General features: G+C 56.5%; 14 protein-coding genes. 8 read left to right on the plus strand and 6 right to left on the minus strand.

Translation table 11 applies throughout. The annotated features are described in order from the left end of the window. The first annotated feature begins 7 nt into the window (after positions 1-7). On the plus strand, positions 8-1,009 hold the full coding sequence (trpS, locus tag IV493_RS01000; protein WP_013359276.1) for a tryptophan--tRNA ligase: 1,002 nt from the start codon (positions 8-10) through the stop codon (positions 1,007-1,009). A gap of 55 nt (positions 1,010-1,064) precedes the next feature. On the opposite strand, the gene cysG is transcribed toward trpS, so the two are convergent. The 3 genes from cysG to nirB are packed head-to-tail and all read right to left on the minus strand — an operon-like array spanning position 1,065 to position 5,338. Further along, entirely contained in the window at positions 1,065-2,429 is a 1,365-nt protein-coding gene (gene cysG, locus IV493_RS01005) for a siroheme synthase CysG (RefSeq protein WP_147789582.1), read from the minus strand. Positions 2,430-2,474: 45 nt separating this feature from the next. Beyond that, the gene (gene nirD, locus IV493_RS01010) at positions 2,475-2,801 is read right to left on the minus strand and encodes a nitrite reductase small subunit NirD (RefSeq protein WP_013359274.1); all 327 of its coding nucleotides are present in this window, start codon (positions 2,799-2,801) and stop codon (positions 2,475-2,477) included. Beyond that, the gene (gene nirB, locus IV493_RS01015) at positions 2,798-5,338 is read right to left on the minus strand and encodes a nitrite reductase large subunit NirB (RefSeq protein ID WP_195857627.1); all 2,541 of its coding nucleotides are present in this window, start codon (positions 5,336-5,338) and stop codon (positions 2,798-2,800) included. The genes nirD and nirB overlap by 4 nt, the downstream gene beginning before the upstream one ends. 221 nt (positions 5,339-5,559) lie before the next feature. On the opposite strand from nirB, the gene IV493_RS01020 reads away from it, so the two are divergent. Beyond that, the gene (locus tag IV493_RS01020; protein ID WP_013359272.1) at positions 5,560-6,837 is read left to right on the plus strand and encodes a cytosine deaminase; all 1,278 of its coding nucleotides are present in this window, start codon (positions 5,560-5,562) and stop codon (positions 6,835-6,837) included. A gap of 35 nt (positions 6,838-6,872) precedes the next feature. Here the strand turns inward: IV493_RS01020 and tsgA are convergent, their stop codons facing one another. Continuing rightward, positions 6,873-8,051, minus strand: a complete 1,179-nt coding sequence (gene tsgA / locus IV493_RS01025) for an MFS transporter TsgA (RefSeq protein ID WP_013359271.1) — start codon at positions 8,049-8,051, stop codon at positions 6,873-6,875. Positions 8,052-8,312: 261 nt separating this feature from the next. Here tsgA and ppiA point away from each other — a divergent pair, with 261 nt between their 5' ends. From ppiA to IV493_RS01050, 5 genes are all read left to right on the plus strand, one after another. Further along, positions 8,313-8,885, plus strand: a complete 573-nt coding sequence (gene ppiA / locus IV493_RS01030) for a peptidylprolyl isomerase A (RefSeq protein ID WP_003852970.1) — start codon at positions 8,313-8,315, stop codon at positions 8,883-8,885. 99 nt (positions 8,886-8,984) lie between these two features. Then, entirely contained in the window at positions 8,985-9,155 is a 171-nt protein-coding gene (locus IV493_RS01035; RefSeq protein ID WP_013359270.1) for a YhfG family protein, read from the plus strand. Continuing rightward, entirely contained in the window at positions 9,145-9,738 is a 594-nt protein-coding gene (locus IV493_RS01040; protein WP_195857628.1) for a putative adenosine monophosphate-protein transferase Fic, read from the plus strand. Before IV493_RS01035 ends, IV493_RS01040 begins: the two co-directional genes overlap by 11 nt. Positions 9,739-9,779: 41 nt before the next feature. Further along, complete coding sequence (locus IV493_RS01045; protein ID WP_195857629.1) at positions 9,780-10,355, plus strand: aminodeoxychorismate/anthranilate synthase component II; 576 nt, start codon at positions 9,780-9,782, stop codon at positions 10,353-10,355. Positions 10,356-10,436: 81 nt separating this feature from the next. Continuing rightward, entirely contained in the window at positions 10,437-11,657 is a 1,221-nt protein-coding gene (locus IV493_RS01050) for an aspartate aminotransferase family protein (protein WP_195857630.1), read from the plus strand. A gap of 1 nt (position 11,658) precedes the next feature. On the opposite strand, the gene IV493_RS01055 is transcribed toward IV493_RS01050, so the two are convergent. Continuing rightward, the gene (locus tag IV493_RS01055) at positions 11,659-13,734 is read right to left on the minus strand and encodes a YccS/YhfK family putative transporter (RefSeq protein ID WP_013359266.1); all 2,076 of its coding nucleotides are present in this window, start codon (positions 13,732-13,734) and stop codon (positions 11,659-11,661) included. 57 nt (positions 13,735-13,791) lie between these two features. Continuing rightward, positions 13,792-14,424 carry a cAMP-activated global transcriptional regulator CRP gene (crp, locus tag IV493_RS01060; RefSeq protein ID WP_003852956.1) on the minus strand — a complete coding sequence of 211 codons (633 nt, stop codon included), beginning with the start codon at positions 14,422-14,424 and terminating at the stop codon, positions 13,792-13,794. 303 nt (positions 14,425-14,727) lie between these two features. Here crp and IV493_RS01065 point away from each other — a divergent pair, with 303 nt between their 5' ends. Continuing rightward, positions 14,728-15,132, plus strand: a complete 405-nt coding sequence (locus IV493_RS01065; protein ID WP_013359265.1) for an OsmC family protein — start codon at positions 14,728-14,730, stop codon at positions 15,130-15,132. Positions 15,133-15,508: the final 376 nt, after the last annotated feature.

Raw genomic sequence — 15,508 nt, forward strand, 5'->3', positions numbered from 1 at the left:
CTTAAGTATGAAACCCATCGTTTTCAGCGGCGCACAGCCGTCCGGCGAACTGACCATTGGCAACTATATGGGAGCGCTGCGTCAGTGGGTGCAGATGCAGGATGATTTCCACTGCATTTACTGCATTGTTGATCTGCACGCGATCACCGTGCGTCAGGATCCTGCTGCACTGCGTAAAGCGACGCTGGATACGCTGGCGCTCTATCTGGCCTGTGGTATCGACCCGCAAAAAAGCACCATCTTTGTTCAGTCGCATGTGCCAGAGCACACGCAGCTGAGCTGGATCCTGAACTGCTACGCCTATTTCGGTGAACTGAGCCGTATGACGCAGTTCAAGGACAAATCAGCGCGTTACGAAGAGAACATCAATGCCGGTCTGTTCGACTACCCGGTGCTGATGGCGGCGGATATTCTGCTCTATCAGACCAATCAGGTGCCGGTCGGTGAAGATCAGAAGCAGCACCTGGAGCTGAGCCGCGATATTGCGCATCGCTTCAATGCGATCTATGGCGATATTTTCCGGGTACCAGAGCCGTTCATTCCGAAGTCTGGCGCGCGCGTGATGTCGCTGCTGGAACCGACCAAAAAGATGTCCAAGTCTGATGACAACCGCAACAACGTGATCGGCCTGCTGGAAGATCCGAAAGCGGTTGTGAAGAAGATCAAACGCGCCGTTACCGATTCTGAAGAGCCGCCAGTGGTGCGCTACGACATCAAAGAGAAAGCGGGCGTCTCTAACCTGCTGGATATTCTGTCGGGCGTGACCGGTAAAACCATCGCCGAGCTGGAGCAGGAGTTCGAAGGCAAGATGTATGGCCACCTGAAAGGCGCAGTAGCCGATGCGGTATCGGGCATGCTCTCTGAGCTGCAGGAGCGTTATCACAGCTTCCGTAACGATGAAGCGCTGCTGGAGCAGGTAATGCGTGATGGCGCGGCGAAAGCACGCGCACAGGCGCAGGAAACGCTGAAGAAGGTTTACGAAGCGGTAGGCTTTGTCGCGATGCCGTAATGGCTGAGCGGATAAAAAACGGCGGGCATTGTGCCCGCCGTTTTTATTTGCCCATTCAGAACCAGCGCAGGCTGTCGCGCAGACTCACCACGCTGCCAATAATCATCAGGCTGGGGCTGCTCACCTGACCGGCTAACGCTTCCAGTTCGTTCAGTGTCCCGGTGACCACGCGCTGACGCGTGCTGGTGCCGTTTTCCACCAGCGCCACCGGCATATCGCTGCGCATCCCATGTTTTATCAGCTGCTGCTGAATTTCTCCGGCCTGGCCCAGCCCCATATAAAACACCAGCGTCTGCTGTTCTGCCGCCAGCGTCTGCCAGGCGAGCGTACCGGATTTCTGCAGATGCCCGGTTACCAGCCTGACGCTCTGCGCATGATCGCGATGGGTCAGGGGAATGCCACTGTAGGCCGCACAGCCTGATGCCGCGGTGATGCCCGGCACCACGCTGAACGGAATCTTCAGCTGTGCCAGCGCTTCCAGCTCTTCACCGCCGCGACCAAAGATAAAGGGATCGCCGCCTTTCAGCCGCACCACACGTTTGCCGCACTGCGCCTGTTCGCAGAGCAACTGGTTGATCGCATCCTGCGGCACGCAGTGATGTCCGGCGCGTTTACCGACAAAGATGCGTTCGGCATCGCGGCGCACCAGATTCAGGATTTCATTGGAGACCAGCCGGTCATAGACGATGACGTCTGCCTGCTGGATCAGCTGCAGGCCTTTGAGTGTGAGCAATCCGGCATCGCCCGGACCGGCACCGACCAGCGCTACTTCACCCTGTTGCGGAAGGTCTGCGCTAAAAAGTGCGTCGGTAATCTGATCCGCGCGTTCACCGTCGCCGTTAGCCAGCGTCTGGGCCAGCCGTTCGCTGTTAAAAAAGCGCTCCCAGAAGTGGCGTCGGACATTGAGGGAGCCGAACTGCTTTTTCACCCGATCGCGCAGGCCGCCCGCCCGCTGCGCCAGCTGACCCAGATGCTGCGGCAGCATCGCCTCCAGTTTCTCCCGCAGCAGCCGCGCCAGCACCGGCGCGCGTCCACCGGAAGAGACGGCGACCATCAGCGGTGAGCGGTCAATGATCGACGGCATAATGGCGCTGGCCTGCTGCGGCGCATCCACCAGATTGCAGAAGATCTGCTGTTTTTCAGCTGTGTCAGCCACCTGCTGATTGACCTCGTTATCACTGGTGGCGGCGACCACCAGCCAGCAGCCGGTCAGCCACGCGGGATCGAAATGCCCTGGTAGCAGCGTGACGGCTTTCTGCTGCGCCCATTGCAGGAAGGCAGGGGAGAAATCGGGGGCTCCGACCCAAAGATCGGCACCGGCCTCCAGCAGCAGGCGCGCTTTTCGCTCCGCCACGTCACCCGCGCCGACCAGCAGACAGCGTCGGCCCTGCAGGCGGCAGAACAAGGGGAAGTAGTCCATCAGAGGTCCTTAAAAAAGCCCGCTAAGGCGGGCTGTTAACAGGCGTTACAGGCAGACTTCAACCTGTCCGGCATTGACCCGCACCGGCCAGGCCGCCACGGAGCGCGTTTCATCCTCCATGCAGTAGCCATCGCTGAGGCGGAAATGCTGCTTTTTCAGCGGGCTGGCCACCCACAGCGCATCCTGATGTTCGGCGATAATGCCGCGTGACAGCACGCTGGCATCGGCAAACGGGTCGATATTGCTGATGGCATAGAGCTGCTCATCGTCGCGCGGGCGGAAAATAGCCACCTGCTGGCCTTTGACCAGCGCGCAGACGCCCGTGGCGGGCAGGATCTGCGTCAGCGGGCACACCGGATTCCACTGGCTCATGATTCGGTTTCCTCAATCAGGGTCACGGCAATACGTTCTTCGGGGCGCGCCGGGCGATGCTGATCGCGCTCTGCCACCCGCTGCACAGCAGGATCGCGTTGCGGCGAGTTGATAAAGTGGGCAAAGCGCGTCAGCTGGCTCTCATCTTCCAGCGTCGCCTGCCATTCACAGCGAACGCTGGCACGCAGCGCGGCGAGCTGCTGTTCCATCTGGCTGTTAAGGCCGAGTTTGTCATCCACGATCACGCTACGCAGATAGTCGATGCCACCTTCCAGACTCTCGAGCCACAGCGAGGTGCGCTGCAGGCGATCGGCGGTGCGGATATAGAACATCATGAAGCGGTCAAGATAGCTGACCAGCGTCTGCTGATCGAGATCTGCCGCCAGCAGGTCGCCATGACGCGGTTTCATGCCGCCGTTGCCGCAGACGTAGAGGTTCCAGCCTTTTTCGGTGGCGATAATGCCGACATCTTTGCCCTGGGCCTCTGCGCATTCACGGGTGCAGCCAGAGACACCAAACTTCATCTTGTGCGGTGTACGGATGCCTTTATAGCGGTTCTCGAGCATGACGCCGAAGCCGAGGCTGTCGCCCACGCCGTAACGGCACCACGCGCTGCCGACGCAGGTTTTCGCCATACGCAGCGCTTTAGCATAGGCCTGACCGGTTTCAAATCCGGCCTCGCTCAGCTGTGACCAGATAGCGGGCAGATCGTCTTTCTGCGCGCCAAACAAGCCGATGCGCTGCGAGCCCGTGATTTTGGTGTAGAGCTGGTAGCGTTCGGCGATCTCGCCAATCACTTTCAGTCCCTGTGGTGTAATTTCACCGCCGGGCGAGCGCGGGATGACCGAATAGGTGCCATCTTTCTGAATATTACCCAGATAGAGGTCGTTGCTGTCCTGTAACGGCGCGTGCTGCGGCTTGAGCACATACTCATTCCAGCAGGAGGCGAGCAGGGAGCCCACCGCAGGCTTGCATATTTCACAGCCGTAACCCTGACCATAGCGGGCCAGCAGTTCATCAAAGGTTTTGATCTCTTCAACCTGAATCAGGTGATACAACTCCTGACGTGACCAGGCGAAGTGGGCACAAAGGTGATTATTGACCTCGATACCCTGACGACTGAGTTCACTGTTCAGTACCTGGATGATCAGGGGGATACAGCCGCCGCAGCCGGTACCGGCTCGGGTGCTGCTTTTCAGCGCGGCCACGGTGTGACAGCCACCCTGAACCGCTTTGATGATGTCGCCTTTGCTGACGTCGAAGCAGGAGCAGATTTGCGCGCTGTCAGGCAGGGAATCGACGCCGATGGCCGGTTTATCTCCGCTGCCCGCTGGCAGAATCAGCGCTTCAGGGTTATCCGGCAGTGGAATACCATTCAGCACCAGCTGCAGCAGGTTGCCATAGTCGCTGGTGTCGCCCACCAGCACCGCACCCAGCAGGGTTTTCTGATCTTCGCTGATAATCAGGCGTTTGTAGACCGATTTGCTTTCATCCAGCCAGACCACGCTGCGTGCGCCTGGCGTGGTGCCGCGCGCATCGCCAATGCCACCGACATCGACACCCAGCAGCTTGAGTTTGGCGCTCATGTCCGCGCCGGTAAACGCATTATCGCGGCCCAGCAGCTGGTCGCTGGCGACCTGCGCCATTTTGTAACCCGGCGCCACAAGGCCATAGACGCGATTCTGCCAGGCGGCGCACTCACCGATGGCGTAAATGGCGGGATCGCTGGTGCGGCACTGGTCATCAATGGCGATGCCGCCGCGCGGACCCAGAGTTAATCCACACTGTTTTGCCAGTTTGTCCTGCGGGCGGATGCCGGTGGAGAAGACAATGAAATCGACTTCCAGCGCACTGCCGTCGGCGAACTGCAGCGTTTTACCGCCGTGCTCATGATGCACTATCTGCTGGGTGTTTTTGCTGGTGTGGACCCGCACGCCCATCTGTTCAATCTTGCGACGCAGCTGTTCCCCGCCTTGCTGATCGAGCTGTTCTGCCATCAGTACCGGCGCAAATTCAATAACGTGGGTTTCAATACCCAGATTTTTCAGCGCGCCCGCGGCTTCCAGTCCCAGCAGGCCGCCGCCAATCACCGCACCGCGTTTGCTGCGGCGCGAGCAGGCTTCAATGGCATTGAGATCTTCGATGGTGCGGTAGACAAAGCAGTCGCTGCCTTCGGCACCCTTAATCGGCGGGATCCACGGATAAGAGCCGGTGGCAAAAATCAGCGTGTCATAGTGAACGGCTCGCCCGGTGCTGGAGTGGATGAGCTTCTCATCACGGTTAATGGTGATGGCGCGCTCGCCCAGCAGCAGATTGACCTGATGTGTGTCGTAATAGCCTTCACGAACCAGCGACAGCTCTTCGGCGGTGTGATGGGAGAAGTAAGCGGACAGGTGGACACGGTCGTAGGCGACGCGGGGTTCTTCACAAAAGACGGTCAGCGAAAACTGGTCGGGTTCCGCTTTCTCAAGTAACTCTTCTATGAAGCGGTGGCCGACCATGCCGTTACCGATAACGACGACATTGTGCTTGCTCATTTTTGCCTCAAATTTGCGATATCTGCGGCTACAATAGCGCGCCCTTTCTGACGCTTATTGATATGCATCAACCACAACGCCATATACCCATTAAGAGTTATATAGTTGATTTTAATTAGGTTTATCTGGCGCGGCTAACCTGCTGAATATCCTGCATTGCCACGGGTGGTATGAATCGTGTTAGTTTTAACCACACGGGTTTTTCGGATAAGGAATCAGCCATGCTGTCACCTAAGTGGATCAATAACGTGCGTTTACCCTGGCGGGAAGGATTGTGGCAAATCGAAATCGCCGACGGAAAAATAGCCCGGATTTCAGCCCAGCCGCAGCAGCCTTCTCCGGTGGAGCAATCGCTGGACGGCGAGGGCGGCTTAGCCTGCGCGCCCTTCATTGAGCCGCATATTCATCTGGATACCACCCAGACGGCGGGTGAACCGGCATGGAATCAGTCCGGCACGCTGTTTGAAGGAATTGAGCGCTGGGCCGAGCGAAAGGCGCTGCTCAGCCATGAAGATGTCAAACAGCGGGCGTTGCAGACGCTGAAGTGGCAGATCGCCAACGGCATTCAGTTTGTCCGCACCCATGTTGACGTGTCTGACCCCTCACTGACGGCGCTGAAAGCGATGCTGGAAGTGAAAGCGGAGATGGCACCCTGGATCACCATCCAGATTGTGGCGTTTCCCCAGGAGGGCATTCTCTCTTATCCTAACGGCGAAGCGTTGCTGGAGGAGGCCCTGCGGCTGGGCGCGGATGTCGTTGGCGCGATTCCGCACTACGAATTCACCCGCGAATATGGCGTCGAGTCGCTGCATAAAACCTTTGCGCTAGCTGACCGCTATGATCGGCTGATCGATGTTCACTGCGATGAGATCGATGATGAACAGTCGCGCTTTGTGGAAACCGTGGCGGCGCTGGCACATCGCGACGGCAACGGCGCACGCGTGACGGCCAGTCATACCACCGCGATGCACTCTTACAATGGCGCGTACGCCTCACGGCTGTTCCGGCTGCTGAAGCTGTCGGGCATTAACTTTGTCGCCAATCCGCTGGTTAATATTCACCTGCAGGGCCGCTTCGACACCTATCCTAAGCGGCGCGGCATTACGCGGGTAAAAGAGATGCTGGAGGCAGAGATCAACGTCTGCTTTGGCCATGACGATGTGTTTGATCCCTGGTATCCGCTGGGCACCGCCAACATGCTGCAGGTGCTGCATATGGGATTACATGTCTGTCAGCTGATGGGCTATGAGCAGATTGATGCGGGTCTGGATCTGATTACGCATAACAGCGCGAAAACGATGCAGCTTGCAGGCTATGGCATTCAGAGCGGCAACGAGGCCAGTCTGATTATATTGCCAGCAGAGAGCGGTTTTGATGCGGTAAGAAGGCAGGTCCCGGTGCGCTATTCAGTGCGTCGTGGCGTGGTGGTGGCGGAGACGAAGCCTGCAGAAAGTGAGATTTACTGGCGGGAACGGGAGCGCGTAGATTTCCGACGTTAATGAGCAGGGCGGCGATCGCTCGCCGCCCTGAAGGATTAATGCGTGACGTGACCGTGAGTACGATGACGGCTGACAAAGCCGAGCAGGGCACACATCACAAATACCACGGCGTAAAGCGCATTCGCCGTCGCCAGTGCGGTATGCACACCACTTTTCTCAACGATAGGCGCCGTGACCACAAAGGTCAGCATGGTGCCGACGGTGCCGCAGGTCAGAATGAAGTTCACCAGCTTCGGTGACGCCACTTTGGTCTGGAGCGAGCCGAGAGTGATGATGGTGGTATAGATAGCACTTGAGCTGAAGCCCAGAATCATGATGATCCATTTCAGCATGCCGGCATCGCTGCTGCTGACGAACCAGTACATCAGTATCGTAGCCAGACCCGCCAGCACCATCAGAATGCGTTGCAGATCGAAGAAGCGCAGCAGGAAGCTGAAGGCCCACATACCGACCATATATGCCGTCCAGAAGCTGCCCACCAGTTGTCCGGCGTCATTGATGTTCATGCCCATAACTTTGGTGGCATATTCCGGCACCCAGGAGATAAAACCGAGCTGGCCCAGGATGTAGCAGAGTGCCGCGACAGCCAGTAGCAGCACGCCCACACCCCATTTCTCTTTCTCAACGGTCGGGCTGTTCTCAGGCTTACGCAGCACCGGGAACTCCACAAACAGCGTCATGACGAAGATGGCGACGTAGATAACGCCAATGCAGACGTAGACCCAGTACCACGGCAGCTGACGCGCCAGCAGAATGCCTGCCAGCACCGGAAACAGCGTGCCCGCCATGCTGAAGAAGGAGTCGGTAAACAGCAGACGTGAACCACGCTGACGGCCTTCATACATGTGAGTGATCAGGAAGGTGCCGATCGACATGGTGATGCCGCTGACCACGCCCAGCACAAACATACAGAGCGAGAAGATGGTCAGATCGCGGCTGGTCATCAGCCCGATTATCGCCAGCACCATCAGGACGAAGCCGAAAATCAGCTGGCGCTTCAGTGGCACAATCACCATCAGCCAGGCGTTCAGGAAGACCGCCGCCAGGATGCCGCTGTTGAGGAAGGTGAAGGTGTTACTCATGCTGGAGATAGGGATCTGGAAATCTTTTGCGATATCGCCCATTACCATGCCGGTAACGATCACCAGCGCGCCGGTCAGCGCGTAGGAGAAGAAGCTTATCCAGGTAAGGCCAATACGATTACGGTTTGTCATGTTCTGAACCTGTTGAGAACCGGGTGCCAAAAAGTGTCAGAAAGTGTAAACGGAACTGTGATCTTAATAAACAAGCAGTGAAACTACAGATCCATATTTCATGTGTTGTGTGATTTTAATCACGCAATTACGGTTGTTTAACGTTTGCTCAGCGCTTTTGCCGCAACAGCGTAAATATAGGTAAAACGCTGGCTCATGGAATAGAGTCTCTTTACAATCAATCACGTTTTTGTGCCCGCTCTCCCAGGTAAGGAATCTTTCATGTTTAAACGTACTTTAACAGCGGCCATCACCCTGTTAGCGCTCTCTTCCGTTTCCGCCCAGGCGCTGGCCGCAAAAGGTGACACCCACGTTCTGCTCACCACCTCCGCCGGCAATATCGAACTCGAACTGAATAACCAGAAAGCGCCGGTTTCTGTGAAAAACTTTGTTGATTACGTCAACAACGGTTTTTACAACAACACCATTTTTCATCGCGTGATCCCGGGCTTCATGGTGCAGGGTGGTGGCTTCACCACGGATATGCAGCAGAAGCAGACCAACGCGCCAATTAAAAACGAAGCGGACAATGGACTGCGTAACCTGCGCGGTACCATCTCTATGGCGCGTACTGCCGATAAAGACAGTGCCACCAGCCAGTTCTTCCTCAACGTTGCGGATAATGCCTTCCTCGACCACGGCCAGCGCGATTTCGGCTATGCCGTATTTGGTAAGATTGTGAAAGGTCAGGATGTGGTTGAAAAAATTTCTCAGGTTCCGACCAAAGATGTGGGTCCGTACCAGAATGTGCCGTCCAAACCGGTAGTTATCCTCTCCGCCAAAGTCCTGCCTTAACGCTTTTTGTCGCCATCTGCGGATGGCGACCGCCTGCCGCTTCCGGCAAAGCCAGAATTTGCTCTTATACTTAGGGCAAAAACCTGAGCAGGAGGCGGTATGGCGAACAAACTCACCGAAAAACAGAAGGTCACTCTGTGGCAACAGCGGCGTAGCGCCAGCTATCAGGCCAGCTGTAAGCTGGAAGGCTTTGCGCCGAATGAAACCAGCCTGAACAGTGAAGATGCGGCTGCACGCCTGGCGTCACTGAGGAGGCAATATGGACTCTAATACCGCTGTGACCCAGGATACTTACCTGTGGCAGCATGACACGGTGCTGAAAAATCTGGCCGACATTCATGACGCCGCGCAACTGCGCAAGGCGGAGCTGAGCTTCAGTGCAGCGCGTGCCGCCACGCTGGAACTGGGGCCGCGTAATCCCGGATTGCCTTACCTGCGCCAGATCCACCGCACGCTGTTCCAGGACATTTACAGCTGGGCTGGCGAACTGCGCACCATTGATATCTGGCGTGATGAGACGCCGTTCTGCCATTTTGAATATATCGAAAAGGAAGGTAACGCGCTGATGGCCGCGCTGGAAGAGGAGAAAGGCCTGGCTGAGTTGCCGCGTGACGAATTTATTCAGCGCATCGCTCATTACTACTGCGAAATCAATATGCTGCATCCTTTCCGTCATGGAAATGGCCGGGCGCAGCGGATTTTCTTTGAGCAGCTGGCGCTGCATGCCGGTTATCTGCTGTCGTGGGAAGAGACGGACGCGGAGAGCTGGAAAGCCGCTAATCAGGCGGGTGTAGCCGGAGACCTGACTCCGCTGGAGCAGGTGTTTGCGAAAGTGGTGAGTGAGGCGGCTTAACCGCGTAGAATAGCGGCGCGGTTTATCATTCTGGACGCGTCATGCTGCTGCTTATCGACAATTACGACTCCTTTACCTGGAATCTTTATCAATACTTCTGCGAGCTGGGCGCGCAGGTTCAGGTGGTGCGCAATGATGCCATCACCCTGGAGCAGATGGCAGCGTTACCGCTGACCCATCTGGTCATCTCTCCTGGTCCCTGCACGCCGTCAGAGTCGGGCATCTCGCTGGCGGCGATTCGGCATTTCGCCGGTAACGTGCCGGTGCTGGGTGTCTGCCTGGGCCATCAGGCAATTGCGCAGGCGTATGGCGCGAAGGTGGTGCGGGCGCGTCAGGTGATGCACGGCAAAACCTCCGCGATTCAGCACACCGGCCAGGGCGTGTTCCGCAATCTCAATAATCCCCTTACCGTGACCCGCTACCACTCGCTGATTGTGCAGCGCGATTCCCTGCCCGATGCGTTCCAGGTGACGGCCTGGACGGTGCGTGACGGCGAGCCTGACGAAATTATGGGATTCCGCCATAAAACCCTGGCGCTGGAAGGCGTGCAGTTCCATCCCGAAAGCATTCTCAGCGAGCAGGGACATCAGCTGCTGCGCAATTTCCTTGCGCAATAAGTTGCCTTTGAGTGATTTTTTATGCATATTTTGTGATTATTATTTCAATGTTGCACAACAATCATTCAAATGGGGTCACTAATGGCAGCGGAAAAAATGGCGGTCACGCGGGAGACGTTCGATAACGTTATTTTGCCTGTTTATGCACCTGCGCAGTTTGTGCCGGTAAAAGGCAAGGGCAGTCGCGTATGGGATCAGCAGGGCAAAGAGTATATCGACTTCTCGGGTGGTATTGCCGTTACCGCACTTGGACACTGCCATCCTGCGCTGGTGGAAACACTGAAAAGCCAGGGCGAAACGCTGTGGCACACCAGCAATGTCTTTACCAACGAACCGGCACTGCGTCTCGCCAGTAAGCTCATTCAGGCGACCTTTGCCGATCGCGTCTTCTTCGCCAACTCCGGTGCCGAAGCCAATGAAGCGGCGTTTAAGCTGGCGCGTTACTATGCCTGCAAACGTCACAGCCCGTTCAAAAGTAAGATCATCGCGTTTCATAACGCTTTTCATGGCCGGACGCTGTTTACCGTTACGGTCGGCGGCCAGCCAAAATATTCTGATGGATTCGGCCCGAAACCGGCGGATATTGTCCACGTGCCGTTCAATGATCTGGACGCCGTGAAAGCGGTAATCGACGATCACACCTGTGCCATTGTGGTTGAACCGATTCAGGGTGAGGGCGGCGTCATGCCCGCGACGCAGGAATTTATGCAGGGACTGCGTGCACTTTGCGATCAGCATCAGGCGCTGCTGGTACTGGACGAAGTGCAGAGCGGTATGGGACGTAGCGGCAAACTGTTCGCCTATGAGCATTATGGCGTCCAGCCCGATATTCTGACCTCAGCCAAAGCGCTGGGCGGCGGTTTCCCGGTGAGCGCCATGCTGACCACCAATGAGATCGCTTCGACTATGGCACCAGGCGTGCATGGCACCACCTATGGCGGTAATCCGCTGGCCTGCGCCATCGCCGAAACGGCGCTGGATATCATCAATACGCCAGACGTGCTGGCGGGCGTTGAGATGCGTCGCCAGCACTTTGTTACGGCGCTACAGGCCATCGACGCGAAGTATGAACTGTTCAGTGACATTCGCGGGAAAGGTCTGTTGATTGGCGCGGCGCTGAAACCTCAGCATGCCGGCAGGTCGCGCGATATTCTGAATGCTGCTGCCGCTGAGGGTGTAATGGTGCTGGTGGCCGGCACCGACGTGATGCGCTTTGCCCCGTCGCTGATCATTGAGCCTGCTGACATTGAAGAGGGCATGCGCCGCTTCGCCACCGCCGTCGGCAAAGTGCTCAACGGCTAGCTTAGTTTTTGCGTAAGCGTCTGATTAACCAGCGGCCATGTTGCGGTCGCTGGTTCCACGCCAGCGATGAAATGGTGTACATCACGCTCAGGTGATCGAGAATGCGCCGCACATGCTGTTCCACCACCGTGATCGGTCCTTCACTGATGTTCTCCAGGTCATCCAGCAGATTCACCTGTGAGCTTTCACCATCATATTCCAGCCGCTGCTGACACCGCTGCAGCGCAATTTCGCAGGATTGCAGATAGCGTTGAGCCAGCGAGGCGGTCAGCATCGTGTGCTCGCGCGCCAGAATCGTTATCGCATTGATATGCTCGACGATAAACTGACTGTGGGTGACCCAGAGCCGCATATCACTCAGATAGCGGGAGTTGAATGCCGGTTCCTGCATCGCCTGATTCAGTGAGTTAAACAGCGCGTTGTGTGCCTGATTCACTTTCACGCGCTGATAAGCCAGTTTCTCTGGCGACTGTTCATCGCCTAGCAAGAGCCGCAGCGCATCCTGATAGGTTTCCAGCGCGTCGTGGGCGTTTTGCCGCAGTAAGCCGCTCTGCCACTGCGGCCACAGCCACAGCATCCCGCCAAAGGCGATCAGACAGCCCATCAGCGTATCCATCAGTCGCGGCAGCAGAAACTGTGCGCCATTCAGTGACAGCAGTTGCAGCGAGTAAACCGCCGTGACCGTAAAACCAATCATCGACCAGCCATAGAACTGGCGGGTAAAGCGATAGCTGATAAAGGTGATCGCCAGCATGATCAGCAGTACCAGTGACTCCGGCACCGCCAGCCGCAGCGTGGCAGCCGCAATTACCAGTCCTGCAAAGGTGCCCAGCGCCCGGTGCTGGATACGGACGCGGGTAGCGCTGTAGCCGTTCTGGCTGACGAACATAATGGTCATCAGGATCCAGTAGGGCTTAGGGATGTTGAAGAACAGCGCCAGCGCGCTGCCCAGCATCAGCATCACCGCAAAGCGACCCGCCGTGCGCAGCGCCGACGAGCGAAACGAGAGATAACTGCGCAGCGCCGGTAACAGCGGCAGGCGGCGCTGGCGGTCTGCCATCAGGTCGCGCTGGTAAAGCGGCTTCTGGGTGCGCAGCACGCGCGCAATGCGGTTGAAGTGATAAAGACAGAAGTTACCCACCGGATTATCGGGGTGCTGATGGGCGATTTTCTCCAGCGCGCCGAGCTGTTTATCCATCGCAAAGCGGTCGGGTAACTGGTGATAAAGGATGTTATCCGCCAGTACCCGCAGTCGGGCCGAGATGGTTTTGGCATTCCAGCGGATCACCGCTTCAGCATGGCTCTGCTCCACCAGCTTTTGCACCTCTTCCGGGCGGTGCAGGCTGACCGAGATATGCTCCTGCAGATCGAGTGCCACCTGAAAAGCGCGCGTCAGCCGCTTATGGCTGTGATCGCGGCTTGCCGACAGCATGTGCATCTGCTGATAACAGGTGTTGATCAGATCGACCACTTTCTGCTGGTGAGCCAGCAGCGGCGGCAGCGCTTTTTCGGGATCGGTCAGCTGCGTCAGAAGGGTATATTTGGCGTCGCAGTAGTTGGCCAGCTCGCGGTAGATCAGGCTCAGGCTCTCACGCATCGGCTGCTCTTTCCACAGCCAGAACCAGAACCAGTTAAATACCCCATACCAGAGCGTGCCGCCGATATAGAGCAGCGGAGTGACATAGATGGGCATGCGGCCAATCAGGCTGAGGGTAAAGATGGCGGCAATAAGGGTGCCGGGCAGCAGGCGACCATGCAGCGGGCTGATCTCACCGGTGACGCCAAGCAGCAAAGGCATAGCGAAGAGGATCAGCGGCAGTGGAATCGCATGCAGGGTGAGCCACTGGATCAGAAAACTGCCGAGGGCAAACAGGCTGCCGCCTACAATCAGACGTTTGAAGAAGCGTTTATGCGGAGTATCAAGACCGGCGATATTGCAGCAGGCGGGCACTAACGAGAACAGCAGACCTTTTTGCAGGTCGCCAGCCAGCCAGCCCAGCGCCACCGGCAGACAGAGCACCAGCGTTTGCCGCAAGGCGTAGTTAACTTCAGGATGGTAAATGATTCGACGCCACATCGGCCCAACACAAACAATAACGGCGTGATGTTGCCATCACGCCGTGGATGACAGGAATTAGCGGGTGCCGTAAACGACGATGGTTTTGCCGTGTGCGGAGATCAGGTTCTGATCTTCCAGCATCTTCAGAATACGGCCCACGGTTTCACGTGAACAACCCACAATCTGGCCAATTTCCTGACGAGTGATTTTAATTTGCATGCCGTCGGGATGCGTCATGGCATCTGGCTGCTTCGCCAGGTTAAGCAGAGTCTGTGCAATGCGTCCGGTAACATCGAGGAAAGCGAGATTACCCACTTTTTCAGACGTGACCTGCAGGCGACGCGCCATCTGCGAGGAGAGTCGCATCAGGATGTCGGGGTTAACCTGGATCAGCTGACGGAATTTCTTGTAAGAAATCTCCGCTACTTCGCACGCGCTTTTCGCACGTACCCAGGCGCTGCGCTCCTGACCTTCTTCGAACAGGCCAAGCTCACCAATAAAATCGCCCTGATTCAGGTAGGAAAGAATCATCTCTTTGCCTTCTTCATCTTTAATCAGAACCGCGACGGAACCTTTCACGATGTAGTAAAGCGTTTCTGCTTTTTCACCTTGATGAATCAGCGTACTTTTGGATGGATACTTGTGAATATGGCAATGGGACAGGAACCATTCGAGTGTAGGGTCTGTTTGCGGTTTGCCGAGAACCATTCGCTATTATCCTCTGTTGTAATCGTGCCCAAAATACAGGGGGCAGTTTTCCCTGTCAGGCGGTGAAAGCTTCAAGCGTTTCCTTTTCAGGAAATTATTCGGGCCGCATCAGGCGCAGTGCGCATCATTCTTCCCGGCTTCGCCATCGGGTGACGAAAAATATTTTCAGCACTGTTTGTAGCACAGCTTTTGCCGACTGTCTTCTGTTGTCTCGCTTCAGCTACGGGCGGATTTCTCTGGATTGCTGTTTACCAGGTGAAAGCGTACTCTGGCGACAAAACAGCGTATTCCGGAGTAAAAATCATGCAGGCAAGAGTGAAATGGGTAGAAGGGCTGACATTCCTCGGAGAATCCTCATCCGGCCATCAGATACTGATGGATGGCAATTCGGGTGATAAAGCGCCCAGCCCAATGGAGATGGTGCTGATGGCGGCGGGCGGATGCAGCGCGATTGACGTGGTTTCAATTCTGCAAAAAGGCCGCAACGATGTGGCTGATTGTGAAGTAAAACTGACCTCAGAACGTCGTGAAGAGGCGCCGCGAATCTTTACGCACATCAACCTGCATTTTATCGTGAGTGGAAAAGCGCTCCAGGATAAAGCGGTCTCACGCGCCGTCGATCTTTCGGCGGAAAAATATTGCTCTGTGGCCATCATGCTGGGTAAAGGTGTGACGATTACGCATAGCTATGAGGTGGTTGAGCTGTAGTCATTGCAGACCTGCTAACTTCACTTCCAGTGTCTGCTGCAGGTTGCTTTAAGACTGTGCCTGCGCAGAGAACCGGGTCAGATCGGAAAGACGCAAAAACCGCCATCCATGGCATGCTCGGCCCGCGCAATTACGCACCTCATCCCTGAGGTGCGCCCGTGACCGGGCCAACGCGTTGCGTTGTTCAAAAACGCTCCAGGCGTTTTTGTCCCAGGCGTGGGACGCTTTCCTCTTCTGACCCGGTTCCCTGCGTGTTGAGCTTATATGCTGCTGTCAGATTCGTTGTGCTCAGGGTGTGTCTGTAGCGACCTCCCTGAAGCCTGCTCAGCAGTAAGCCTTTATCCGCAGAAAAGCCGGTTTTACATTTTTGCGAAAG

Source organism: Pantoea sp. SM3640 (genome assembly GCF_015654165.1).
In the GTDB taxonomy this organism is placed as follows: domain Bacteria; phylum Pseudomonadota; class Gammaproteobacteria; order Enterobacterales; family Enterobacteriaceae; genus Pantoea; species Pantoea vagans.